This window comes from Pseudomonas sp. QS1027 (assembly GCF_002814235.1).
In the GTDB taxonomy this organism is placed as follows: domain Bacteria; phylum Pseudomonadota; class Gammaproteobacteria; order Pseudomonadales; family Pseudomonadaceae; genus Aquipseudomonas.
In genome coordinates this window covers 44,107-65,019 of the sequence record NZ_PHSU01000028.1, presented here as the reverse complement: position 1 = coordinate 65,019, position 20,913 = coordinate 44,107, and the positions used below count along the sequence as shown (strand labels likewise).

Sequence of the window (20,913 nt, the reverse complement as noted above, 5' to 3'; positions counted from 1 at the left end):
CCAGGCCCAGTCGTACTTGAATGGTACGAGTTGGTTGAGGTCGGCGCGGCAGTTGATCATGCGCTTTTCGTCGACCGCGACACGGGCCGAGGCGCCTTCGAGTTCAGCCAGGCCTTCGGCCACGTCCAGGGCATCGAGTGCCGCCTTGGCGCGGGCGATGGCGGCCGAGTCGGAAGTGGTCACGGCACGGGCTGCCTGGGCCGCGGCGCCACCGGCGCTGTCGAGGCGGTCCATGTTGGCTTCGCTAGCGTGGCCGGCGTTGGCGCCCTTGATGGCCGCCGCGCCTTCTTCCTTGTCGAATTCGTCCCAGCTGAGCATCGGATGTTCCTTGTGTGGGGTGTTGGTAGGCCTGGTTCACTGCCTTTTCGTCAGGCAGGTAGACACGTGTTTAGAGCTCCCGTTCAACAGGATTCACAGCACAAGCAGGCATTGGAAAACCCTGGCGCTCCAGGGGGATGAAAGGTGCCGTAGGAGAAGCATGGCACATCATGTAGTGTTTTTCTTTGGTGTCGGCACACTATATGGTGGTTTTTTCAGTCGGTCAATCCGTGGGGGCGCAACGCGCTGTTTCGCCGCAGCCCCTCGGTGAGGTGTCTAGAGGGCGGCTTTCAGGCGTCGGGTTTTGAACAGATGCAGGTAAACCGTGAGGTTGAGCAGCAGCACCAAGGCGCCTAAACCAAGCTGTATCGTCGGTGTCAGCCCGGCGGGGTAGATCAGCGGAATCAGGTAGTGCTCGATAAAGCCCTCACCATAACCGCTTTGTCCGGCGGCCTGGCGAAAGAGGTTTTCCCAACGGGTCAGCGGGCACTCCAGGTGGAAGGCTTCGACGGCCACACCCCAGGTCGCGGCGGGCAGGTGCAACCAGATCAGCCAGCGCCATTTGAGCACCAGCAGCCCGCCAAACAGCACGAACAGGATGAACAACAGGTGAAACGACACCAGCCCGTCGGCCGCTATCCGGTAGAACATCTCGACTTTCTTTTCTGATCCATGACGTAAGTGCGGATATCCTACCCGGGTCGCTGGTCCGGCCTCTACCGGGCGTCGGGCTTGAGCGTTGCGAGGATGTCTTTCAGGCGCTGGGTCGTGGCTTCACTGCTGGTTTGCATGGGCGCGCGCAGTTCGTCACGAATCAATCCCTGAAGGGCGAGGGCGGTTTTCACCGGGCCGGGGTTGGGCTCGACAAACAGGGCCTGGATCAGCGGTGTCAGCTGGAAAAACGTTGTCCTGGCGGCCATGAGCTGCTGCTCCCGGATCTGCCGGTGCAACTGGACGAACAACTCGGGATGGATATGCGCCGAAGCCGCAATCGCACCGGTTGCGCCGAGGCACATTGCATTGAACATCTGGTTGTCCTCACCGCACAGCACATCGACCCGGCCGCTGGCCAGCACCGCCAGGGTGTTGTTCAGGTTGCCGCCGCAGTCCTTGATGGCGACGATATTGTCATGGGCGACGATCTTGAGCAGGGTCGCCTGTTCGAAGCTCACCCCGGTGCGATAGGGAATGTCGTAGACAATGATCGGCACGCTGGAGGCATCGGCGACAGTCTTGAAAAACACTTCCAGGCCAGTCTGGGACGGGCGGATGTAATAGGGCGCGGGCACCAGCAGCCCGGCCAGGGGACGCTTGAGTATCTCGCTCTGGAACTGCAGCAACTCGCTGAGGTTGTTGCCGGCCAGGCCCATCACCACCTGTTGTGGCGGGACCAGTTCCAGCACGGCATCCAGCACCGCCAGTTGTTCATGTTTGCCCAGTGCGGCGGCTTCCCCGGTGGTGCCACAGACCACGATGCCGTCGACGCCGCTGTCCAGCAGATGAACCACCAGCCGCCGCAAGGCGACGAAGTCGATGGCCTGGTTCACGAACGGCGTGACGAGGGGAACCCAGATACCTTGAAACGATGACATGCACTTTCTCCTGATGGTTGACCGTGTCGTCACCGTCAGAAGCGTAGAAGGAAGTTGGGAGAAGAGGAGGGGTGACCCGTCGTCGCGCTCAATGTCCTGTCAGCTCATCTGACGGGACAGCGCGCCCCGGTCACATGAGCGACTGTTTCTTCGATTTAGGGGCAAACGCAACGCACGCTGGTGCCTTGGCATTCAAGCCAACGGCGACAGCAATGGGGTTGAGCGTTGCGCACATGTTTGTTTACACCCAGGATCAGGCGTCCATTTTTAAAAGCTGGCGCCGGGTTTGTCAATTGCCGATGTGGATCAGATGTGGCTCAGGCTTCGGCGCCCAGATGGCTTTTCATCAGTTCCAGGTTCTCTTCGGCCGAGTCGACCATCATCATTTTGTCGGCCTCGGCGGCGGCCAGGGCGGCGCGTTCGAACATCACCAGTTCATAGGCTCGAACCGCAGCCTTCCAGTCCTGATCGTCCAGCAGCGCATCCGCCAGGTCCACTGCATCACGCAACGCCAGGTTGGCGCCTTCGCCAGCGGGTGGCATCAGGTGCGCGGCATCGCCCAGCAGGGTGACACCGTCGCGGCGCTCCCAGCGATGACCGATCGGCAGCACATGAACCGGCCAGGGGCGCACAGGCTCGTCCGCTACGTGAAGCAGTTGCAGCAAGGAGGCGTCCCAGTCCTTGAAGTCGTGGAGCAGGTCGGCCCTGGTTTTTGCTTCGTGCGTTGTTGCCTGCCGATGCAAGGCGGCATACACGCGGATATGGGCGTTGGCGTTGCGTTGGGCAAAGATTGTCTGGCGCTTGCCCTTGGCGATCAGCATGCCGCGCCCGACCCGTTGCGCGACCTCGGGATAACGGGCATCGGCATCGGGGATCGACAGTTCATGCAGGGTGAGCCCGGAGAAGGACGGCTGTGTTGTCGAGACCAGTGCCCGGACTTTCGACCAGGCACCGTCGGCGCCAACCACCAGCTCAAAGCGCTGATTCAGGCCGTTGTCGAAGCGCAGTTCGGTATAGCCATCGTCCTGTTGCTCGGCTTCCCTGAGGGTATGGCCCCAGCGCAAGGTGTCTTCCGGGATCGATTCCAGCAGCAGTTCCCTGAGCTGGCCGCGATCGATCTCGGGACGGTCGCCGCTCTCCGCATCGGCCTTTTCCAGCAGCAAGGAGCCATGTTGGTCGAACAGCCGCAGGCCCTGGTCTTCGTAGCGGGCCAATTGCTGAAAGATTTCGAACAACCCGCCCAGGCGTAGCGCGTATTGACCGGTTTCCACGTGCAGGTCGAGCATGCCGCCCTGTGGCCGGTGCGAGACGGATTCATCGCGGTCGAAGATCAGGAAAGGCACGCCCTTGAGGTACAGCATACGGGCCAGCATCAAGCCGCCGAGGCCGGCGCCGACGATGGCGATACGTGGATTCGAGACCATGGTGTCATTCCAGAGCGCGGTTTGTCATAGGCACCTATGATGAATTAGCATAGGCACCTATGACAAGAGGGCGCTACATGAACAATTTAGATCTGAACCGGGTGCCGTCCTTTCTGATCAAGCGTGTGTCGCAGGAGTTGATCCGGCAGGCCGAGGTGCGTTTGCGTCCGCTGGGCATCGGCATGGCCAGCATGCCGGTGCTGGGGGCCCTGCAGCGGGGGGAGGCGCGGACCCAGGCTGAGCTCGCGCGTTTGCTGCAGGTCGAGCAGCCGTCGATGGCCCAGACCCTGGTTCGTCTGGAGCGGGATCAACTGATCCGCCGCCGGCCCGATCCGGAACACAAGCGCATCCAGATCGTCGAGTTGACCGAATTGGGGCTCGCCCGGATACCACAGGCGATAGAGATTCTGGGGGCGGGAAACACCAAGGCGCTGACGGGTTTCAGTGAGGAAGAAGTGGCCCGCTTTGTGGACTTTCTGCAGCGAGCCAATGCCAATTTGCGTGCTGATTCCTGACATCACTCATGCAGGACCTTGCTTGAAACCTGGCGGTTCTTGAGCAGGCGATTATCCAGCTTGAAGGTTTCGCGGGTCACCACGGCCTTGGTCGCGTCTGTGTGCAGGGGGTTGAAGAGGTAGTTCTGGGTGTGGGGCATGATGGCGCTGGGTACCGGCAGCAACAGTGCCATGGTGCTCTTGAGAAACGCATCGCCCAAGCCCTTGGTGTGACGCGGGTCATCGGCCCAATCTGCGTTGAGTGAAGGGGGCGCAGCGATGCTTGCATTACCCACTATCTCGACCTTGAGCAGTTGCAGGGTTTCCGGAAAATCCTCCTGATCTACTTCCAGGTGAACCAGGATTTCCAGCATGGCCCCGGCCGGAGTTCCCGCGAGATAGACGACGGGCCTGCCTGCCGTGTGCCAGCGTCCACTGGCGAGGGCCCCGCCACGCCCCGTCAAGTCGGCAAATGCGCTGATTCGCCAGAAAATCAAAAGGAGAATCCTTCGGCCAGTTGTATGAGCATCTCCTCGACCTGACGGGTCCCCTGGATGGTCGACAACATGGCCATGGGGCTTTTCCCCGAGAAACGGTCCTTGGACTTGGAGAGCCAGCGCTTGGCTTTTTCATCATTGCCGAAAAGAGCGTCGGCCATGGCGGTGATATGGGCGGCGCGAAACCACCGGTCACTTTCTTCGACTGTCAACCGCTGGTCCTTGGCCACGCGAGTCTTGAGGGTTTTGAGCGGAATGATCTGATCGCGCTCCAGAGGCGTGACGTCGCCCTGGTCGCAAAGCTTCATCAGCCTGCTGGCCTCGAAGCCGAACTGGATCATCTCGTGAATCTCAAGCTCGCTCGCATCCGTCGGAATCTGCAGGAGGTATTCCAGCCGCAGCCGATAGGCCCCGTAGGCGGGTTCGCGCATCACTTCGGCCAACATGGGATATACCTCTTTCTTTCCGGCATTTGCCGAGTAGTATCCGGTAAATGCCGGATAATTGAAAGTGCCAGTGCTTTCAGATTTGCGCTGATGGGGTCTCCATTGCCGCCGCTTCGATCACCAACTCCCGAAACCGCCGCAGCACCGACGAGCTATCGCCCACGCGGGTTGCCAGGTGCAGCGGTGCGATCAGTCCCGGGCACTGTGACAACGCGCGATAGGCAATGCCATCGCCCCGCAGGCGCTGCATCGAGGCCGGGACGATGGAAACCCCCAGGCCTGCGGCGACCAGACTCAGTGTGGCAGCCATGCGTGGGGCCTCCTGAATCACCTGTGGGCTGAATCCCGCTTCACGGCACGCCACCAGGATGGCGTCGTAAAGCCCCAGTCCCACCCGACGTCGATACAGCACAAAGGCTTCGCCGGCGAGTGCGGACAAGGGCAGGGGAACACGGGTGTCCTGTGCCAGGGGATGATCCATCGGCAGTGCCAGCAACATCGGTTCGACCAGAATCGGCTCGGCCTGCAAGGTCGGGGTACCGCTCAAGGGCGAGCGCACGAAGGCGGCATCCAGGCGTTCGTGCACCAGGGCGTCCATCAACTCACCGGTACCGGCTTCTTCCAGGATGACCGACACGCCGGAAAACGCCTCGCGAAAGTGCCGCAGCACGCCCGGCACAAACGGGTGCAGCGCCGCCGAACTGGTAAAGCCGATACCGAGCCGCCCCTGTTCACCCCGGGCAGCGCGACGCACCACCTCGGTCACGCCCTCGGCCCGCGCCAACACGGCACGGGCTTCTTCCAGCAACGCCAGGCCCGCCGTGGTCGGACGAACACCCCGGGGCAGGCGTTCCATCAACGCCACGCCCATCTCGGCTTCCAGCTTCTGCAGCAGGCGGGTGAGGGGCGGTTGTTGCATATGCAGGCGCTCCGCCGCCCGGGTGATATGACCTTCTTCGGCGATCACGACAAACGCGTGCAAGCGACGCAGTTCAAGCATTTCGATACCTTTTTAGTATGGCAGCTTGTCATTATTAGCATTTGTCATCATGGCGTGCAAAACCTACGCTTGTGCTCACTCCCCCACATACAAGAGGAAGCGTGATGACCTGGTCAGCCAAGCAGTATTCGACATTTGAAGAAGAACGTACCCGCCCCGTCCGCGATCTGGTGGCCGCCATCCCCGCCGGCACGGTAGGTGTGGCCGTCGACCTGGGTTGCGGCCCGGGCAACTCCACCGAGGTCCTGGCCCAGCGTTTTCCCGGGGCGCGCGTCACCGGGATGGACAGTTCCGACGACATGCTCATCAGTGCCCGGGAGCGTTTGCCCGCGTTGCATTTTGAACTCGCCGATATCGCCACCTGGAACCCGGACCAAACCTTCGATGTGATCCTGGCCAATGCCTCGCTGCAATGGGTGCCGGATCACGCCACACTCTATCCTCATCTGGTGAGCAAGCTGGCGGCCGGTGGCAGCCTGGCGGTGCAGACCCCGGACAATATGCAGGAGCCGTCGCACCGGCTGGCGCGGGAAGTGGCTGCCAGCGGACCGTGGGCGGACAAGATCGGTGCGGTGCGACACCCGCCACGGCACGACGCAACCTTCTACTATGAACTGCTGCGTCCGCACTGCACGACGGTGGATGTCTGGCGCACCACCTATCACCATCCGTTGGCCGGTGGTCACGCTGCCGTGGTGGAGTGGTTCAAGGGCTCGGCGCTGCGGCCATACCTGGCACCATTGGATGAGGCGGAAAAAGCGGCTTATCTGCAACGTTACCTGGCCGCGATCAGTGAGGCCTACCCGGCGCTGGCTGATGGCACGGTGCTGTTGCCGTTCCCACGCCTGTTCGTGGTAGCGAGTCGCTGATCCTGGGGGCGTTGCAGGATAAGGTTCGTGCAACGTCCTGAATCAGGCGTGGTGCAGCAGATACTCGCTCAGCGCCTGGCGGGTCAGGTCATTGAGGGTCACCTTCTGGCGCGTCGCGGTCAACGCGGCGGCCAGATGGAGGTCGTGACCTACGCGCACGTTGAACGAGCCTTTGCAGGGCATCTCGGGGGCCTGGTTCAACTGCTGGCAGGTGTCCAGATAGTCATCAACCGCCTCCTTGAACGCTGCTTCCAGTTCCGCCACGGTTTGCCCCTCATAACTCACCAGTGCGCGGATGAACTGGAGTTTGCCAAACAGGCAGTTGTCCTCGACGCTGGCCTCGATGGAGCCGTAATAGCCTTTGTAGTGCATCTGATTACTCACGAAATCAGTCCTCCTGAACGCAGGTGATCGATTACCTGGCGCTTGATATAGGTTTTCAGCTCGTTGCCAGGATGAGGTTTATGCAGGTTGATCGCTGCCTGCGGGTCGCCGTTGTCGAATTTGACCCGGCTACCTGAACCTTCGATCCGACGGTAGCCAAAGTGGCCCAATAGTGTGACCTGCTCCGTCCAGGTAACGGTCGACCAGGGGTTGAGCAGTTTAGCGAGCAGTTTTTCATTCTTGGACACCAAGCCTCCTTGCTGCAACTAAATATAGTTGCACTGATGTTATGGGTCAAGATTGAGTGGTTTTGCCGCGGCGTTCAAGAGGGTTTTCGGGCCTGCTTACGTTTCCTGGGGGCTTTCTGGACGGGTCCTACAGGAACGATGTGCTGGGCGCAGGAGGGGGATCTGTTTGCACCCGTTCGGCAGGCACAAACAGATCGTTGTCGCGGGTTTAGCTTACTACGCGATAGCAAGGCACATAGGCCGCGCCACCGGGGAGTTTCATGCGGTGTTGCTCGACGAAGGCCTTGAGCAGCTTGTCCAACGGCTGCATCACCGCTGCATCGCCATGGATCTCGTAAGGCCCGTGCTCCTCGATCAGGCGGATGCCCTTGTCCTTGACGTTGCCAGCGACGATCCCGGAAAACGCCCGGCGCAGATTGGCCGCCAGTTCGTGGGGTGGCAGGCTGCGGCTGAGATTGAGGCTCGCCATGTTGGCGTGGGTCGGATCGAACGGATGCTGGAAGCCGCCATCGATCTTCAGCAGCCAGTTGAAGTGGAAGGCGTCGTTGCGTTCGCGGCGGAACTGTTTGACCGCCTTCAACCCGTGGGCCATCTGCCGGGCCACCTGGGCCGGGTTGTCGATGATGATTTCGTAGTGTTTCTGCGCTTCCTCGCCCAGGGTCGCGACCACAAAGGCATTCAGTTGCTGAAGGTAGGCTTCTGCGCTGCGCGGGCCGGTCAGGATCACCGGGAACGGCAGTTCGCGGTTGTCCGGGTGCATCAGGATGCCGAGCAGATAGAGGAACTCTTCGGCCGTACCGGCACCGCCCGGGAAGATGATGATGCCGTGGCCCACCCGCACGAACGCCTCAAGGCGTTTCTCGATGTCGGGCATGATCACCAGTTCGTTGACGATCGGGTTCGGTGCCTCGGCGGCGATGATCCCCGGCTCGGTCAGGCCCAGGTAGCGGCCGGTGGTGATGCGTTGCTTGGCGTGGGAAATGGTCGCGCCTTTCATCGGTCCCTTCATCACGCCGGGACCGCAACCGGTACAGATATCCAGGCTGCGCAGGCCCAGCTCATGGCCGACCTTCTTGGTGTACTGGTATTCCTCGGTGCTGATGGAGTGACCGCCCCAGCACACGACCATTTTCGGCTCCAGGCCGGGGCGCAGGGTGCGGGCGTTGCGCAGCAGGTGGAAAACGTAGTCGGTGATGCCCTGGGAGCTGTCCAGGTCGATGCGCTGGCTTTCCAGTTCGTTCTCGGTATAGACGATATCGCGCAGGGCGCTGAAGAGCATTTCTCGAGTGCTGGCGATCATTTCGCCATCAACGAAGGCGTCGGCCGGAGCGTTCAGCAGTTCCAGGCGGACACCGCGATCCTGCTGGTGAATACGGATTTCGAAGTCCTTGTAGGCTTCGAGAATGGTCTTGGCATTGTCGACATGGGCGCCGGTGTTGAGGATGGCCAGGGCGCACTGGCGGAATAACGTATAGATGCTGCCGGAGCCGGCTTCGCTCAGTTGCTGCACTTCACGTTGGGAAAGGGTTTCGAGGCTGCCCTTGGGGCTAACCGAGGCGTTGATTACCGATCGTTGGGTCATGCTTTATTCCATCAAGGCGATGTCGCCGGGCTGCTAAGGCGCCGGCTGCACCAGAAAGGCTTCGCGCGCACGCGTTTTCCTAGCATAGCTAAATCGGGCACCCAGGTGGTTGGTGCCGGTCGGTTCAGCTTGCAGGATTTTAACGCGCCGCGAAACCCGCAGGCGTGTCGCCGGTGCTCAACTCAAGCGGGCGTCCAGTTCCAGTTCCGCACACAGGCCGCCGCCGTCACGGTTGCTCAGGGTCAGTGTGCCGCCCATGGCGGTCGCCAGCTGCTGGGCGATGGCCAGGCCCAGGCCGGTCCCGCCAGTGCTGCGGTTGCGCGAGCTTTCCACGCGGTAGAAGGGCTTGAGGACTTCCTCCAGTTCCGCCTGGGCGATACCCGGGCCGCGGTCCAGGACCAGGATCGACAGTCGCCGGTTTTCCCGGGTGGTGATCACGATCTGCGCACTGCCGGCGAATTTCAGTGCGTTGTCCACCAGGTTGACCAATACGCGTCGCAGGGCATGGGGGCGGGTGTCGATCAGCCCGCCGTTCTTGCCGATCAGTTCCACGGCCTGGCCGGTGTCCTGATAGTCGAATACCAGGCTGTCGAGAAAGGCGTCGAGGTCGATGCGGCAATTGGCTTCGGTGGCGCCATGCACGCTGCGGGCATAGGCCACGCCTTCACGAACCAGGTGTTCGATTTCGCTCAGGTCCTGCCAGAGCTTGTCCTTCTCGGTGGAGTCGTCCATGAACTCGGCCCGCAGCTTCATGCGGGTGATGGGGGTTTGCAGGTCGTGGGAAATCGCCGCCAGCAGTTGCATGCGCTCCTTGAGATAGGTGGCGATACGCGCCTGCATGGCGTTGAAGGCCGCTGCTGCGTGGGCCACTTCGGTCGGTCCGGCTTCGTCCAGGTGTACGCCGTGGGTATTGGGATCGAGGTTTTCCACGGCGTGGGCCAGGCGGGTCAGCGGGCGCACGGCAATCCGCACCGCCAGCCAGGCGCAACCGAGCATCAGCAGTAACTGGCCGAGCAGGACAAAGGGCAGCCAGGGCGACATGGGCATCACCGACGGGGTAACGTCGAGGGTCACAGGGCTGCCGTCACGCAGTTTCAGGTGGGCCTGGAAGTGCTTGCGCGGGCCGGGAATGTCGCTGAAGGTCAGCGGGTAGTCACGACCGATGGCCTCCTTGAGCGAAGGTACGGCGATCGGTACTTCATCCGGCTGCATGGGAATACCGGGAACGCCCTCGTTCAGCAGGTAGCGGTAGTTGTGCCGTTCAAGACGTGGCAACCAGCTTTCGCGTTCGTTTGCCGGCAGGCGTTCAAGGATGGCGATGGAGGTGGAGACATCGGTTTCCAGGTTGCCGAGCATGGCGCTCTTGGCACTTTGATAGCGCTCGTAGGACTGCGCGCCGAAGGACAGTGCCTGGGCGAGGATCAGGCCGGCGAGGAAGATCAGCGACAGGCGCGAGCCCAGCGTGCGCGGCCAGTGCAGAAACGGTTTCATTGGGCTGCACCGAGGATTTCCACCGGTAGCGAAAACACATAACCCTCGCTGCGCACGGTCTTGATATAGGCCGGCTCGCGGGCATCGTCCAGCAACCGTTGGCGCAGGCGGCTCACCAGCAGGTCGATGGAGCGGTCGAACAGGTCGGCGTCGCGGCCCTGGGTGAGGTTGAGCAACTGGTCGCGGTTCAGGACCCGTTGCGGATGATCGAGGAACACCCGCAGCAGGCGATATTCGGCGCCGCTGAGGGCCACCAGGGTGCCGTTTTCATCCAGCAGGTGGCGGGCGCTGGTGTCGAGTTTCCAGCGCCCGAAGCCCAGCAGTCGACCGCTTTCGGTGACGATCAGATTGGGTGGCAGCATCCGTGTACGGCGCAGCACCGAGTTGATCCGGGCCAGCAGTTCGCGAGCGGCGAAGGGTTTGACCAGGTAATCGTCGGCGCCCATTTCCAGGCCGATGATGCGGTCGGTTTCGTCGCTGCGTGCGGTCAGCATCAGCACCGGCGTGGCCTTGTGCTTGCCGGCGCGCAGTTCACGGCACAGCAGCAGACCGTCGTCACCGGGCATCATGATGTCCAGCACGATCAGGTCCACCGGGGTGGTTTCGAGGAAGGCGCGCATCTGCCGGCCATCGGCGACCACGGTGGTGCGCAGGCCGTTCTTCTTGAGGTAGTTGCCCACCAGCTCTCTGATCTCGCGGTCATCGTCCACGATCAGGATGTGATCGACATGATCCATGGGGCAGCTCCGTCAATATTGGTATGGGACCCAGTCTAGCGAGGGCGGTGGCGGCTGGCATCGGGCCTTTGTATTGCAGTGTATCTGGCGGGCTACGGATACACAGGTATGCAAAAACGCCTGGCGGCGGCTGGGCCAGGCCGGCCATTGGCGGAGGGATTTGTATCGATCTGTATCTCAGGGTCCTTGGGACACTTGAGCTTTAACGGCTGCCGGTTCGCGACACATTCGGGATACCTCAAGGGCATTCAATGAGCTCCATCGAGGCGATGCAGATCGCCTCGGCCTCACTGAACAAAACACCCTTGAACCGACAGGAATCCACCATGAACAGCAAATCCATATACGCCGCCTGCCTTTTTGCCGCCCTTAATATCTGCACGTTGTCGGCCCGTGCCGAATCCCAGGTGCAGCCTGAGACCTACACCTACGGCAGCCACCTGGATGTCCGCAAAGTGTTGTCCGTCAGCGAAGGCGACGGTGCCGCGTGCAGCGTCGTCAACGCTCGGATGACCTATCTCGACTCCCAGAACCAGGAGCACATCCTCGACTACCGCAAGTTCTCCGACCACTGCAACGAAGGCAGCTGAGTTGCCCTCGGTCTTTAACGCCGGCGTCCTGCCTTTGATCGTCCCCGTCCCAACCGTCGGACGATCAGGTCGCCGGCCAAGGCTAACGGACAAAAGATAGCGGCCAAGTCCCAATATCGCCTTTTCCCGGCCCGATCCGGTTCCCTGCCTGTATACGGGGCATTAGGCTGCACCGCTATATACATTACCCTATAGCGGTGGAGCGGCAGCATGAGCAAGTACCTGTGGAAAATGGCGATGAGTGGACTGGCCCTGTCGATGTCCCTGGCAGTCCAGGCGGCGCAGGCCCTGCACGTCACCTATGCCGGTTCCATGGGGGTGGTCATGGACAAGTCCCTGGGACCTGCCTTTGCTCAAAAGCATCAGCTGACCTATCAGGGGCAGGGCGAGGGCGCCTATGGCCTGGCGCGGCTGTTGGCGTCGAAGAAAGTGGTGGCCGATGTGTTCGTCTCGATCACCCCGGGGCCCATCGATATTCTCCGCCAGGCCGGCCTGGTGGATGAAGCGGTGCCGGTGGCCAGTACGCGCATGGTGATTGCCTACAACCCCAAGAGCTCGTTCGCCAAGGCGTTCGAAGCCAGCCAGGCGGCCAATGCCGGCGAACCCTGGTGGCAGGTGATGCAAAAGCCGGGACTGCGCTTCGGACGCACCGATGCAGCGACCGATCCGCAGGGGCAGAACATCGTCTTCGCGATGCAGTTGGCCGAGAAATACTACCGCCAGCCCGGCCTGGCCCGGCGAATCCTCGGCGAAGTGCAGAACCCGGCCCAGGTCTTTGGCGAAGGCGGGCTGCTGACACGCCTGGAGGCCGGGCAGGTGGACGCGGCCTCGGGTTACGAGAGTGCGACCTTGTCGGCGGGGTTGCCCTATGTGGCGCTGCCGGACGAGATCAACCTGAGCAACCCGCAGTTCGCCAAGGACTGGTACGACACGGTCAGCCTCAGTCTCAAGGACAAGGCCGGCAAGGATCAGGTTCTGCATCCACAACCGCTGGTGTTCTATGCGGCGGTGTTGAAGAACGCGCCGAATCCTGAGCAGGCCAAGGCGTTTGTCGCCTTTATGCAGTCGGCCGAAGGCCAGGCGCTGTTTGCCCGCGATGGTTATGGCCAGCCCAAGGGCCAGGCGCTGGTCAACTGAGGGGCTCGGCGGTGAGTCACCGGCTTTCGACCTGGCTCTGCGTGCCGGCGGGCTTGCTGCTGGGCCTGCCGTTTCTGGCACTGGCCCGGGAAACCGACTGGGGGCATCTGCAACTTGCCTATGGCGACTGGAGCGCCCTGGGCGTGTCGCTGGGGTTGAGTGTGATTTCCAGTGCGCTGATTGTGCTGCTGGGCCTGCCGTTGGCCCGCTGGCTGGCGCGGACGCGCTCGGTCTTCAAGCGTGGCGTGGAATCGCTGGTGTTGATCGCCTTGCTGACGCCGCCGCTGGCCATGGGAATCCTGCTGGTCTCGGCCTACGGTCCTTACGGCACCCTGGGTGAGCCGCTGGCGCGGTTGGGTGTCTCGCTGAGCAATAATGCCCCGGCCTTTGTCCTGGCCCAGTTGTATGGCGGGCTTTCCTATTTTGTCCTGGCGGCGCGTTCGGCCTTCGAAGCGGTGCCGTTATCCCTGGAAGAGGCCGCCCGTGGCCTGGGTTGCTCCGGCGCCCAGGTACTGTGGCGCGTCACCTTGCCCCTGGCGGCACGCGCGTTGGCCGTCGGGCTGGCGATTGTCTGGGTGCGGGTGATCGGTGAATTCGGCATCGTCATGGTCTTTGCCTATTTCCCCCAGGGCATTCCGGTCAAATTGTTTGTCAACCTGCAGAACGAAGGGGTGGATGCGGTCTATGCCTTGCTCTGGTTGCTGTTGCTGGTGACCTTGCCGTTTCCACTCTGGTGCCTGTCGGCGTTTGGCCGGACCGCGAAGTGGTAGTTGCGGATAAATCCACTGTTCCCGGTGTAATGAAAAAGTAACGCCCGCGAAAATTTTCTTGAAGGGATCAAGTTCTGCTATTTGAAGTGACCCAAAAAAAGCTACCGCACAACGTGTAAAACACAAAGTGCAGTAGCTAAAACTTACCAAAGGGATGATGAAGTCGAGATGACTCAGTGACTGTTCCCGGCAGGTAGCCGGAGAATAGTTGAGGCATAACGTTGCCATCGGCGCGAACAGTACCACTGCCGACGGATGATGGCTTATCAGCCGTATTGATAGTCATTATTGATACAAATCCGCACAATTGTATCGACGACCACGCTAGAAGATCCGCTTTCGCCGAACCTCGACCTCACTCTCCGGCGCACCGATCAGTCAGTTGCTGAAGTTAGCGTACTCGGCACCCATGCGGCCGTTGCGCTTGACCCGGTAGAGCAACTCATCGACTTTCTCGACAAAACCCAGTGCCGGTTCATCGACGGTGGGGCGTATGGTGCCGACCCCGAGGCTGAGACTCAGCAGCCCGGAAATCGCCGATTTCTCATGTTCGATCTGCTGCTGGCGAATCAATTGCAAACATTTCTCCGCCACTTGCCGGGCCTTGTCCGCCGGTGTTTCGGGCAATAGCCAGATAAACTCCTCACCGCCGATCCGGGCAATGAAGTCCCGTGGCCGATTGGTTGCCTGGGACAGGGTCTGGGCCACTTGGCGCAGGGCCTCGTCACCTTTGATATGCCCGTAGTGGTCGTTGTACTGCTTGAAAAAGTCGATATCCAGGATGATCAGCGACAACGGCAATTGATTGCGCTGGGCAGACTCCCACTCCCTGGCGAGCACGGTGTCGAACATGCGCCGATTGGCAATACCGGTCAGCCCGTCCTGGAACGAGTACTCCTCCAACTGCTTTTGCAGACGGATCAGGTGCTCCTCGGTTTTCTTGCGTTCGCTGATATCGAACATAAAGCCGATCAGCGCCTCGACCTCACCGTCCTTGCGCACCACATGCACCACATCGCGGATCCATACGTACTCGCCGTCACGGGTCAGTGCCCGGTAGTCGGCCTCGTGGTCGACACCGGCCTTGGACTGCGAGACACAGAAGTTCACCACATACTCCCGGTCATCCGGGTGCATGCGGGACACCCAGTCATCGACCCCGACCCAACTGTCCGGTGTCCAGCCGAGCAGGGCCTCGATCTGCGGACCGATGTAGCTGAAGGTCATGGTTTGCCAGTCGATCCGCCAGGGAATGGCCTTGGTCGATTCGAGCAGGGTCTTGTAGACGTCACTATCGGTTTCGGCGGCGGAGGTGGTGCTCATGGTCGATCGGGCTCGCTGGCGGAGATGGGCGCTAGAATGTTGCGCGTGCGGCCGGTAATCAAGGTTTGGGCGATACAAGGCAAGGGATTTTGCTTTCCCCGCGCCAGCCGGTGTTGTAAAAGCAGTGACGCATCGGCTTTTTGAACGTCTATGACTAGAATCCGCGACGCTGCTTACCGTCAGTGTCGATATCGGCCTATGAAAAAAGGGAACCTTATGATCATCAAACCACGCGTTCGTGGCTTTATCTGTGTGACCACCCACCCAGTGGGTTGCGAAGCCAACGTCAAGCAACAGATTGACTACGTCACCCAGCAAGGCCCGGTCAGCGACGGACCGAAGAACGTCCTGGTGCTCGGTGCATCCACCGGTTACGGCCTGGCGGCACGCATCACCGCGGCTTTCGGTTGCGGTGCCAACACCCTGGGCGTGTTCTTCGAGCGTGAAGGCGACGAAGGCAAGCTCGGCACCGCCGGCTGGTACAACAGCGCCGCGTTCCACAAGTTTGCCGAAGAGAAAGGCCTGTACGCCAAGAGCATCAATGGCGATGCGTTCTCCGATGAAGTCAAGCGCCTGACCATCGAGACCATCAAGCGCGACATGGGCAAGATCGACCTGGTGGTCTACAGCCTGGCGGCACCGCGTCGTACCGATCCGAAAACCGGTGAAGTCTACAGCTCGACGCTCAAGCCGATCGGCAAGTCGGTCACCCAGCGTGGCCTGAACACCGACAAGGAAGAGGTCAACGTCACCACGCTGGCCGAAGCGACCCAGGAAGAGATCGACGGTACCGTCAAGGTCATGGGTGGCGAAGACTGGCAGCTGTGGATCGATGCCCTGGACGAAGCCGGTGTGCTGGCTGACGGCGCGAAAACCACCGCCTTCACCTACCTGGGCGAAAAGCTGACCCACGACATCTACTGGAACGGCTCCATTGGCGCGGCCAAGAAGGACCTGGACCAGAAGGTCCTGAAGATTCGTGAGCGTCTGGCAGCCAAAGGCGGCGACGCGCGGGTCTCGGTGTTGAAAGCCGTGGTCACCCAGGCGAGCTCGGCGATCCCGATCATGCCGCTGTACCTGTCGCTGCTGTTCAAGGTGATGAAGGAGCAGGGCTCCCACGAAGGTTGCATCGAGCAGGTCTACGGCCTGTACAAGGACAGCCTGTACTCGCCGACCCCGATCCTTGACGAAGACGGTCGCCTGCGTGCCGACTACAAGGAACTGCAGCCGGAAGTCCAGGCGCAGGTGGCGAAGCTGTGGGATGCGGTCACCACCGAAAACCTCAACGAACTGACGGATTTTGCCGGCTACAAGGCCGAGTTCCTGCGTCTGTTCGGTTTCGGGGTCGAAGGTGTGGATTACGATGCCGACGTCAGCCCGGACGTGCCGATCGTCAATCTGATCCAGGCCTGAATCAGCGCCCGCGTCCTGCGGGGTTGGGGCGGGCGCTTGAGGGGCTGGTCAATCCAGCGCCTCAAGGCTATTACCGGGTTTGGCCGCGCAGCTTCGAAGGCGCGGCACAACCTCCAGCCGTTGTTACTTGATGACCTTCCAGTTCTTGTAGAAGCCCTGACGCAGGGTGAACGCCGCGCTGGCGAACGCCGCGATCGCGCCGCTGATAATGCGCGGGGCGTAGGACGGACGGACGATATCGATGAACAGGCAGTAACGCTTGGCGTCGTTCTTGTTGAAGGACGCGTGCAGCAGCGTGTCATCGAAAATGAACAGCGGATCGTCATGCCAGTAGTGTTTCTGCTTGCGGCACTGGATATAGACGCCTTCATGGTGTGGCGCCGGAGCCATGTTGTAGAGCACACGGAACATCATGCGCAGCGGGCCGAAGTGGAAGGACGTCGAGCGGTTTTCATTGAACACCGACACGCCCACGGTCTTGACATAGGGGAACTTCTGCTGGAGTTCCGAGATATCCAGCTCGGTGTCGATCTTGCGCCCGTACCACTGGAAGAACAGCATGCCGCGCTTGTTTTCCGCCATCCGCGAGTCGAGATAGTCGATGATCTCGTCCTTGTGGCTCATCGCCTTGTCGATGACCTGCTGCAGGTCGCGCTGGCAGTCTTCCGGCAGGTCCTGCATCTTGTAGACGCCGCGGTTGGGCTTGCTGATCAGGTCGAACAGCGAGTTGAAGGGCGACAGCACCCAGGTGTTGCGACCGTTGCCGATAAAATACTTCTTCGCCAGCTCGGCGGTGTAGATGCCGTTGCGCAGGAAGTCATAGACACCGCAAACCACGACCAGAAGCAGAAAGCCGAGGATGGTTTTCGGAAAGCAGTAGATCAGCAAGAGTACGGCCAGGGTCCAAAGGGCGGAGACGACTTTCTTGCGGATGTTGCGAATACTCATGAAACACTGCTCCCTAGAGCGACTACGTCATGTGTGGCGTGCGCCGGGACGGCGCGGCAAAGCCTGGAAAAAAGTGCTGAATATTACTGTTTTGCAGTGACATTTAACAGTTTTTGTTCAAGACAAACCTTGATCTGAAGCTATGGTTACGATGTTTTGAGCGCCATGATGGCGCCCGATGGGATAGGAAAACCAATGAAATTATCTTCTGTAGTCCTCTTGTTCATCGCCCTGACGGTGGGCCATGCAAGTCTCAGCGAAGCCCGGCAATCGAGGCAGCAGACCGAGTCGGTGGCGGGGGTCTTCGATTACTACCTGCTGACCTTGTCCTGGTCGCCGACCTTCTGCCTGACCCATGCCAACGATCAGCAATGCAGCGGCAAGGGTTACGGTTTTGTGCTCCATGGCTTGTGGCCGCAGTATGCCAAGGGTGGCTGGCCGCAATCCTGCCCGCCACTGACACCCTTGACACCGCAGGAGCGGCAGCAGGGCCTCACGCTGTTTCCCTCGGGCAAACTTCTGGAACATGAATGGGACAAACACGGCACCTGCAGTGGGTTGGGCGCTTCGGGTTATCTGAACGCGGCTGACAAGGCGCTCGGGACCGTGGTGGTTCCGCAAGCCCTGCAACCTTCGACGACACCGCGGGAATACTCCGCCGACCAGATCGTCCAACTGTTCCGCCAGAGCAATCCAGGAATGCCCGAGGGCGGTGTGACGGTACGTTGCAGCGGGCCGGAACTGGCCGAGGTGCGTGTGTGCCTGACCAGGGACCTGGGTTTTGGCGAGTGCGGCAAAGGCGTCAAAAACCAATGCCGCCAAGGGCCGGTGCGCGTGCCGCCGATTCGCTGACCGGTCGGGGATACCTGGACGGCGCTTGATTCGACGCGCTGCCCAAGTGTCGTGTTGTGCACAAATGTTCAAGACAGGCGCGCGGCGGGCTGGCAAAGTCAGCGTCTTTTTCTTTGTGCCCGAGTCTTATGTCCGATCATCTGTTACCTCGCGCCGCCTTCCTGCGCGGTGCCGTGGCCATCATGCCGTTGTCCCTGGCAACCGCGCCCTGGGGATTGCTGGCCGGCTCCATGGCCATCGAGGCCAACCTGACGCCGCTGCAAGGCCAGGGTTTGTCCAGCATCGTGTTTGCCGGTGCTGCACAACTGGTGGCCATCGGCATGCTCAAGGGCGGTGCCGGGATTTTCTCGATCCTGCTCACCACCGCGCTGCTGACCTCGCAACACCTGTTGTACGGCATGAGCCTGCGCTCGGTGATTTCCCCTTTACCCGGCCGCTGGCGGATCGGCCTGGGCTTCCTGCTGACCGACGAACTGTTCGCCTTGACCAGCCAGCACGACAAGCAACAGTTCAACCGCTGGTATGCGCTGGGGGTGGGGCTGACGTTCTATATCGCCTGGAACCTGTTCACCCTGGCGGGGATCGTGCTGGGTCGCAGTATTCCCGGTCTTGAACACCTGGGGCTGGATTTCTCCATCGCCGCGACCTTTATCGCCTTGATCACCCCGGTGGTGCGCAATGTCCCCACCGTGGTCTGTGTGGCCGTGTCGTTGTTCTGTTCGGTGCTGTTCAGCTACTGGCAGCTGGGTTCGGCCCTGGTGCTGTCAGGGCTGGCGGGAATGACGGCGGGATTTCTCTGCAACAAGCTGTATCGGGGGCGCGAATGATGGTCTGGGCGGTGATTTTCGGGATGGGGCTGCTGGTGTTCCTCAACCGCTACGTGTTTCTCGAACCGCGCTTGCCGGTGCGCCTGAGCAGCAATGCCCGGCAGTTCCTCGGCTTTGCCGTTCCGGGCATGCTCACGGCGATCTGCGGGCCGATCGTGTTCCTGCCCGATCACCAGTTGAACCTGCAGTACGACAATCCGTACCTGCTCAGTTCGCTGGTCGCCATCGGCCTGGTGCTCTACACCCGCAACACCTTGCTCAGCATGTTACTGAGCATGGCGTTCTTTTTCCTGCTGCGCTGGTGGTTGGCTTGATCTCGGGCTGAGCGGCTGGCGGGGCTTATTTGAAGTTGGTATCGGCCACCGGCATGATCGTCGCGACATGCCAGCCGTTGGCGTCGCGCAGCAGGGTCTGGCTGATCAGGAAAGTGTTTTTCTGCGGCGCTTCACCGGCGTGGCTGCGGGTAAAAGTCACCGGCACCAGGATTTGCGCCACGGTGTCGTTGAGTTGCGTGGTGCGGAACTTGCTCATGTCCGGGTCCAGTTGCCAGACGCCCTGGTAATAGTCTTTCAAGCGCTCGACCACCGCATCCGGGCCCCAGCTCGCGCCGCCCCGGGCGTACCAGAGCATCTGCGGCGAATCCCAGAGCATCGAGCGGATCTGCTTGAGGTCGTGGGCGTTCTGCGCCTTGACGAAATCGCTGAAGAACCCGCGCACCTCGTCCTCGTTCGAGGCGGCGAAGGCGCCGCTGGTGGAGAGGGTGATCAGTGCACCCAGCAGCAGGGAACAGCTGGCGAGACGGGTCGTGGAAAACAGCTTCATGGTTGCTCCTGGCAGGCATTCTGCAATTCGAAGGACAGTGCGTGTTCATCTGTGAACCAGCCTAATCGTCCGAGGAACGTGAAAAGTGTCGTTTAACCCTCGTTTCAGGACATGGCTTCGCGTTGTTGTGCCTGTTCGGTCCTGACCCGGGCATGACGCCGCATGGCCCGTGGCGGTTCGCCGAACGCCCGGACAAAGGCGCGGCGCATCCGCTCGCTGTCACCAAAGCCGGTCTGGCGGGCGATGGCCTCGATCGGATGCCGGCCTTCCTGGATCAGCACCAGCGCCGCGTCGATGCGCAGCTTTTCGATGGCCTTGGCCGGGGAGGTGCCGGTCTGTTCGCGAAAGACCCGGCTGAACTGCCGCGTGCTCAGGTGCGCGGCTTCGGCCAGGCGCTCCAGGCTGAGTTCGGTGTGCAGGTGGTTTTGCGCATAGGCCAGGGCGATCTGGATCCGGTCGGAACGCTGCTCTTCCAGCAACGCCGAGGACTGCGGCTGACCACCGGCCCGGCGGTTTTGCAGAATGAGGGTTTTCGAAACGGCGCGGGCCACTTCGGCACCGAGGTCTTTCTCGACCATGGCCAGTGCCTGGTCGATGCCCGCCGTCATCCCGGCCGAGGTCCACAGCGACCCGTCGACCACAAACAGACGTTCCTCTTCCAGCCTGACCCGTGGATAACGGGCGCGGAATTCCTCGGCGAAAAACCAGTGGGTGGTCGCCCGGGAGCCATCGAGCAGCCCGGCTTCGGCGAGAAAGAAGGTGCCGGAACAGGTCGCCGCCAGACGTCGGCTGCTGTCCGCGGCCTGGCGCAGATAGGCGAGCAGGGCGGGGGTGAAGGGCCGGTTGGCGCCGCCGCCGATGATCACCGTGTCGAAGGTGCTGGCGCCGAAGACTTCGGTCTGCACCTGGATACCCACCGAACTGCGCACCAGGCCACCTTGCTCCGACAGCAGGCGCACATCGTAGTGTTGCTTGCCAACGAGCGTGTTGGCGGTCTCGAACACCGAAATGGCCGAGAAACTCATGACGCCGAAACCGGGAAAGGTAATGAAGCCGATACGCAGCATACTGACTCCGAAGCACCCTGGACCTGCGGGGAAGAATAGATTACCCCAGTCATGAAATCTTCAGCGTGAATCTGAACCGAGT

General features: G+C 61.2%; 24 protein-coding genes and 1 pseudogene. 9 read left to right on the top strand and 16 right to left on the bottom strand.

Annotation, left to right across the window (positions count from 1 at the left end; genetic code table 11):
• From CWE01_RS24295 to CWE01_RS24280, 4 genes and pseudogenes are all read right to left on the bottom strand, one after another.
• Window positions 1-318, bottom strand: a pseudogene (locus CWE01_RS24295) (ribonucleotide-diphosphate reductase subunit beta); the annotation flags it as partial.
• A 276-nt stretch (window positions 319-594) separates the two neighbouring features.
• Complete coding sequence (locus CWE01_RS24290; RefSeq protein WP_100943084.1) at window positions 595-969, bottom strand: DUF2784 domain-containing protein; 375 nt, start codon at window positions 967-969, stop codon at window positions 595-597.
• 65 nt (window positions 970-1,034) lie between these two features.
• Window positions 1,035-1,910: a 4-hydroxy-tetrahydrodipicolinate synthase gene (gene dapA / locus CWE01_RS24285; RefSeq protein WP_100943083.1), complete on the bottom strand. Its 876-nt coding sequence runs from the start codon at window positions 1,908-1,910 to the stop codon at window positions 1,035-1,037.
• A gap of 317 nt (window positions 1,911-2,227) precedes the next feature.
• On the bottom strand, window positions 2,228-3,334 hold the full coding sequence (locus tag CWE01_RS24280) for an NAD(P)/FAD-dependent oxidoreductase (protein WP_100943082.1): 1,107 nt from the start codon (window positions 3,332-3,334) through the stop codon (window positions 2,228-2,230).
• Window positions 3,335-3,411: 77 nt separating this feature from the next.
• Here CWE01_RS24280 and CWE01_RS24275 point away from each other — a divergent pair, with 77 nt between their 5' ends.
• Window positions 3,412-3,849: a MarR family winged helix-turn-helix transcriptional regulator gene (locus tag CWE01_RS24275; RefSeq protein WP_100943081.1), complete on the top strand. Its 438-nt coding sequence runs from the start codon at window positions 3,412-3,414 to the stop codon at window positions 3,847-3,849.
• A 2-nt stretch (window positions 3,850-3,851) separates the two neighbouring features.
• Here the strand turns inward: CWE01_RS24275 and CWE01_RS24270 are convergent, their stop codons facing one another.
• The 3 genes from CWE01_RS24270 to CWE01_RS24260 all read right to left on the bottom strand — a co-directional run bounded on the left by CWE01_RS24270 (window position 3,852) and on the right by CWE01_RS24260 (window position 5,771).
• Window positions 3,852-4,325: an RES family NAD+ phosphorylase gene (locus CWE01_RS24270; RefSeq protein ID WP_100943080.1), complete on the bottom strand. Its 474-nt coding sequence runs from the start codon at window positions 4,323-4,325 to the stop codon at window positions 3,852-3,854.
• Complete coding sequence (locus CWE01_RS24265; protein WP_100943079.1) at window positions 4,322-4,771, bottom strand: antitoxin Xre/MbcA/ParS toxin-binding domain-containing protein; 450 nt, start codon at window positions 4,769-4,771, stop codon at window positions 4,322-4,324. Before CWE01_RS24265 ends, CWE01_RS24270 begins: the two co-directional genes overlap by 4 nt.
• Before the next feature lie 76 nt (window positions 4,772-4,847).
• Entirely contained in the window at window positions 4,848-5,771 is a 924-nt protein-coding gene (locus CWE01_RS24260; protein ID WP_100943078.1) for a LysR family transcriptional regulator, read from the bottom strand.
• A gap of 104 nt (window positions 5,772-5,875) precedes the next feature.
• On the opposite strand from CWE01_RS24260, the gene tam reads away from it, so the two are divergent.
• Entirely contained in the window at window positions 5,876-6,640 is a 765-nt protein-coding gene (gene tam / locus CWE01_RS24255; protein WP_100943077.1) for a trans-aconitate 2-methyltransferase, read from the top strand.
• A 42-nt stretch (window positions 6,641-6,682) separates the two neighbouring features.
• On the opposite strand, the gene CWE01_RS24250 is transcribed toward tam, so the two are convergent.
• The 5 genes from CWE01_RS24250 to CWE01_RS24230 all read right to left on the bottom strand — a co-directional run bounded on the left by CWE01_RS24250 (window position 6,683) and on the right by CWE01_RS24230 (window position 11,082).
• On the bottom strand, window positions 6,683-7,012 hold the full coding sequence (locus tag CWE01_RS24250; protein ID WP_371917156.1) for a type II toxin-antitoxin system HicB family antitoxin: 330 nt from the start codon (window positions 7,010-7,012) through the stop codon (window positions 6,683-6,685).
• Between the two features lie 8 nt (window positions 7,013-7,020).
• On the bottom strand, window positions 7,021-7,272 hold the full coding sequence (locus tag CWE01_RS24245) for a type II toxin-antitoxin system HicA family toxin (protein ID WP_100943075.1): 252 nt from the start codon (window positions 7,270-7,272) through the stop codon (window positions 7,021-7,023).
• Between the two features lie 208 nt (window positions 7,273-7,480).
• Window positions 7,481-8,854, bottom strand: a complete 1,374-nt coding sequence (gene ppnN, locus CWE01_RS24240) for a nucleotide 5'-monophosphate nucleosidase PpnN (protein ID WP_100943074.1) — start codon at window positions 8,852-8,854, stop codon at window positions 7,481-7,483.
• A 177-nt stretch (window positions 8,855-9,031) separates the two neighbouring features.
• Window positions 9,032-10,345: a HAMP domain-containing sensor histidine kinase gene (locus CWE01_RS24235; protein ID WP_100943073.1), complete on the bottom strand. Its 1,314-nt coding sequence runs from the start codon at window positions 10,343-10,345 to the stop codon at window positions 9,032-9,034.
• On the bottom strand, window positions 10,342-11,082 hold the full coding sequence (locus CWE01_RS24230; protein WP_100943072.1) for a response regulator: 741 nt from the start codon (window positions 11,080-11,082) through the stop codon (window positions 10,342-10,344). Before CWE01_RS24230 ends, CWE01_RS24235 begins: the two co-directional genes overlap by 4 nt.
• Before the next feature lie 326 nt (window positions 11,083-11,408).
• On the opposite strand from CWE01_RS24230, the gene CWE01_RS24225 reads away from it, so the two are divergent.
• From CWE01_RS24225 to CWE01_RS24215, 3 genes are all read left to right on the top strand, one after another.
• On the top strand, window positions 11,409-11,672 hold the full coding sequence (locus tag CWE01_RS24225) for a DUF2790 domain-containing protein (RefSeq protein WP_100943092.1): 264 nt from the start codon (window positions 11,409-11,411) through the stop codon (window positions 11,670-11,672).
• Window positions 11,673-11,882: 210 nt separating this feature from the next.
• Complete coding sequence (locus CWE01_RS24220; RefSeq protein ID WP_100943071.1) at window positions 11,883-12,809, top strand: extracellular solute-binding protein; 927 nt, start codon at window positions 11,883-11,885, stop codon at window positions 12,807-12,809.
• Between the two features lie 11 nt (window positions 12,810-12,820).
• Complete coding sequence (locus CWE01_RS24215; protein WP_100943070.1) at window positions 12,821-13,579, top strand: molybdenum ABC transporter permease; 759 nt, start codon at window positions 12,821-12,823, stop codon at window positions 13,577-13,579.
• 378 nt (window positions 13,580-13,957) lie between these two features.
• Here CWE01_RS24215 and CWE01_RS24210 read toward each other — a convergent pair whose 3' ends face one another.
• Window positions 13,958-14,902 (bottom strand): sensor domain-containing diguanylate cyclase, encoded by a 945-nt coding sequence (locus CWE01_RS24210; protein ID WP_100943069.1) that lies wholly within the window; start codon window positions 14,900-14,902, stop codon window positions 13,958-13,960.
• 216 nt (window positions 14,903-15,118) lie between these two features.
• On the opposite strand from CWE01_RS24210, the gene fabV reads away from it, so the two are divergent.
• The gene (gene fabV, locus CWE01_RS24205; RefSeq protein ID WP_100943068.1) at window positions 15,119-16,315 is read left to right on the top strand and encodes an enoyl-ACP reductase FabV; all 1,197 of its coding nucleotides are present in this window, start codon (window positions 15,119-15,121) and stop codon (window positions 16,313-16,315) included.
• Window positions 16,316-16,438: 123 nt separating this feature from the next.
• On the opposite strand, the gene CWE01_RS24200 is transcribed toward fabV, so the two are convergent.
• A complete protein-coding gene (locus CWE01_RS24200; RefSeq protein WP_100943067.1) occupies window positions 16,439-17,263 on the bottom strand; it encodes an aspartyl/asparaginyl beta-hydroxylase domain-containing protein in 825 nt (274 codons plus the stop codon).
• A 195-nt stretch (window positions 17,264-17,458) separates the two neighbouring features.
• Here CWE01_RS24200 and CWE01_RS24195 point away from each other — a divergent pair, with 195 nt between their 5' ends.
• The 3 genes from CWE01_RS24195 to CWE01_RS24185 all read left to right on the top strand — a co-directional run bounded on the left by CWE01_RS24195 (window position 17,459) and on the right by CWE01_RS24185 (window position 19,256).
• Complete coding sequence (locus CWE01_RS24195; protein ID WP_100943066.1) at window positions 17,459-18,115, top strand: ribonuclease T2; 657 nt, start codon at window positions 17,459-17,461, stop codon at window positions 18,113-18,115.
• A gap of 128 nt (window positions 18,116-18,243) precedes the next feature.
• The gene (locus CWE01_RS24190; protein WP_100943065.1) at window positions 18,244-18,942 is read left to right on the top strand and encodes an AzlC family ABC transporter permease; all 699 of its coding nucleotides are present in this window, start codon (window positions 18,244-18,246) and stop codon (window positions 18,940-18,942) included.
• Window positions 18,942-19,256, top strand: a complete 315-nt coding sequence (locus tag CWE01_RS24185) for an AzlD domain-containing protein (protein ID WP_177143884.1) — start codon at window positions 18,942-18,944, stop codon at window positions 19,254-19,256. The genes CWE01_RS24190 and CWE01_RS24185 overlap by 1 nt, the downstream gene beginning before the upstream one ends.
• A gap of 25 nt (window positions 19,257-19,281) precedes the next feature.
• Here CWE01_RS24185 and CWE01_RS24180 read toward each other — a convergent pair whose 3' ends face one another.
• A complete protein-coding gene (locus CWE01_RS24180) occupies window positions 19,282-19,764 on the bottom strand; it encodes a DUF4440 domain-containing protein (RefSeq protein ID WP_100943063.1) in 483 nt (160 codons plus the stop codon).
• A gap of 104 nt (window positions 19,765-19,868) precedes the next feature.
• Window positions 19,869-20,831 (bottom strand): GlxA family transcriptional regulator, encoded by a 963-nt coding sequence (locus CWE01_RS24175; RefSeq protein WP_100943062.1) that lies wholly within the window; start codon window positions 20,829-20,831, stop codon window positions 19,869-19,871.
• Between the last annotated feature and the right edge of the window lie 82 nt (window positions 20,832-20,913).

Coding starts and splice junctions, on each gene's coding strand:
- CWE01_RS24290 (WP_100943084.1), bottom strand. CDS start 969: ATGTTCTACCGGATAGCGGCCGACGGGCTGGTGTCGTTTCACCTGTTG.
- dapA (WP_100943083.1), bottom strand. CDS start 1,910: ATGTCATCGTTTCAAGGTATCTGGGTTCCCCTCGTCACGCCGTTCGTG.
- CWE01_RS24280 (WP_100943082.1), bottom strand. CDS start 3,334: ATGGTCTCGAATCCACGTATCGCCATCGTCGGCGCCGGCCTCGGCGGC.
- CWE01_RS24275 (WP_100943081.1), top strand. CDS start 3,412: ATGAACAATTTAGATCTGAACCGGGTGCCGTCCTTTCTGATCAAGCGT.
- CWE01_RS24265 (WP_100943079.1), bottom strand. CDS start 4,771: ATGTTGGCCGAAGTGATGCGCGAACCCGCCTACGGGGCCTATCGGCTG.
- CWE01_RS24260 (WP_100943078.1), bottom strand. CDS start 5,771: ATGCTTGAACTGCGTCGCTTGCACGCGTTTGTCGTGATCGCCGAAGAA.
- tam (WP_100943077.1), top strand. CDS start 5,876: ATGACCTGGTCAGCCAAGCAGTATTCGACATTTGAAGAAGAACGTACC.
- CWE01_RS24250 (WP_371917156.1), bottom strand. CDS start 7,012: ATGCACTACAAAGGCTATTACGGCTCCATCGAGGCCAGCGTCGAGGAC.
- ppnN (WP_100943074.1), bottom strand. CDS start 8,854: ATGACCCAACGATCGGTAATCAACGCCTCGGTTAGCCCCAAGGGCAGC.
- CWE01_RS24235 (WP_100943073.1), bottom strand. CDS start 10,345: ATGAAACCGTTTCTGCACTGGCCGCGCACGCTGGGCTCGCGCCTGTCG.
- CWE01_RS24230 (WP_100943072.1), bottom strand. CDS start 11,082: ATGGATCATGTCGATCACATCCTGATCGTGGACGATGACCGCGAGATC.
- CWE01_RS24225 (WP_100943092.1), top strand. CDS start 11,409: ATGAACAGCAAATCCATATACGCCGCCTGCCTTTTTGCCGCCCTTAAT.
- CWE01_RS24220 (WP_100943071.1), top strand. CDS start 11,883: ATGAGCAAGTACCTGTGGAAAATGGCGATGAGTGGACTGGCCCTGTCG.
- CWE01_RS24210 (WP_100943069.1), bottom strand. CDS start 14,902: ATGAGCACCACCTCCGCCGCCGAAACCGATAGTGACGTCTACAAGACC.
- fabV (WP_100943068.1), top strand. CDS start 15,119: ATGATCATCAAACCACGCGTTCGTGGCTTTATCTGTGTGACCACCCAC.
- CWE01_RS24200 (WP_100943067.1), bottom strand. CDS start 17,263: ATGAGTATTCGCAACATCCGCAAGAAAGTCGTCTCCGCCCTTTGGACC.
- CWE01_RS24195 (WP_100943066.1), top strand. CDS start 17,459: ATGAAATTATCTTCTGTAGTCCTCTTGTTCATCGCCCTGACGGTGGGC.
- CWE01_RS24190 (WP_100943065.1), top strand. CDS start 18,244: ATGTCCGATCATCTGTTACCTCGCGCCGCCTTCCTGCGCGGTGCCGTG.
- CWE01_RS24185 (WP_177143884.1), top strand. CDS start 18,942: ATGGTCTGGGCGGTGATTTTCGGGATGGGGCTGCTGGTGTTCCTCAAC.
- CWE01_RS24180 (WP_100943063.1), bottom strand. CDS start 19,764: ATGAAGCTGTTTTCCACGACCCGTCTCGCCAGCTGTTCCCTGCTGCTG.
- CWE01_RS24175 (WP_100943062.1), bottom strand. CDS start 20,831: ATGCTGCGTATCGGCTTCATTACCTTTCCCGGTTTCGGCGTCATGAGT.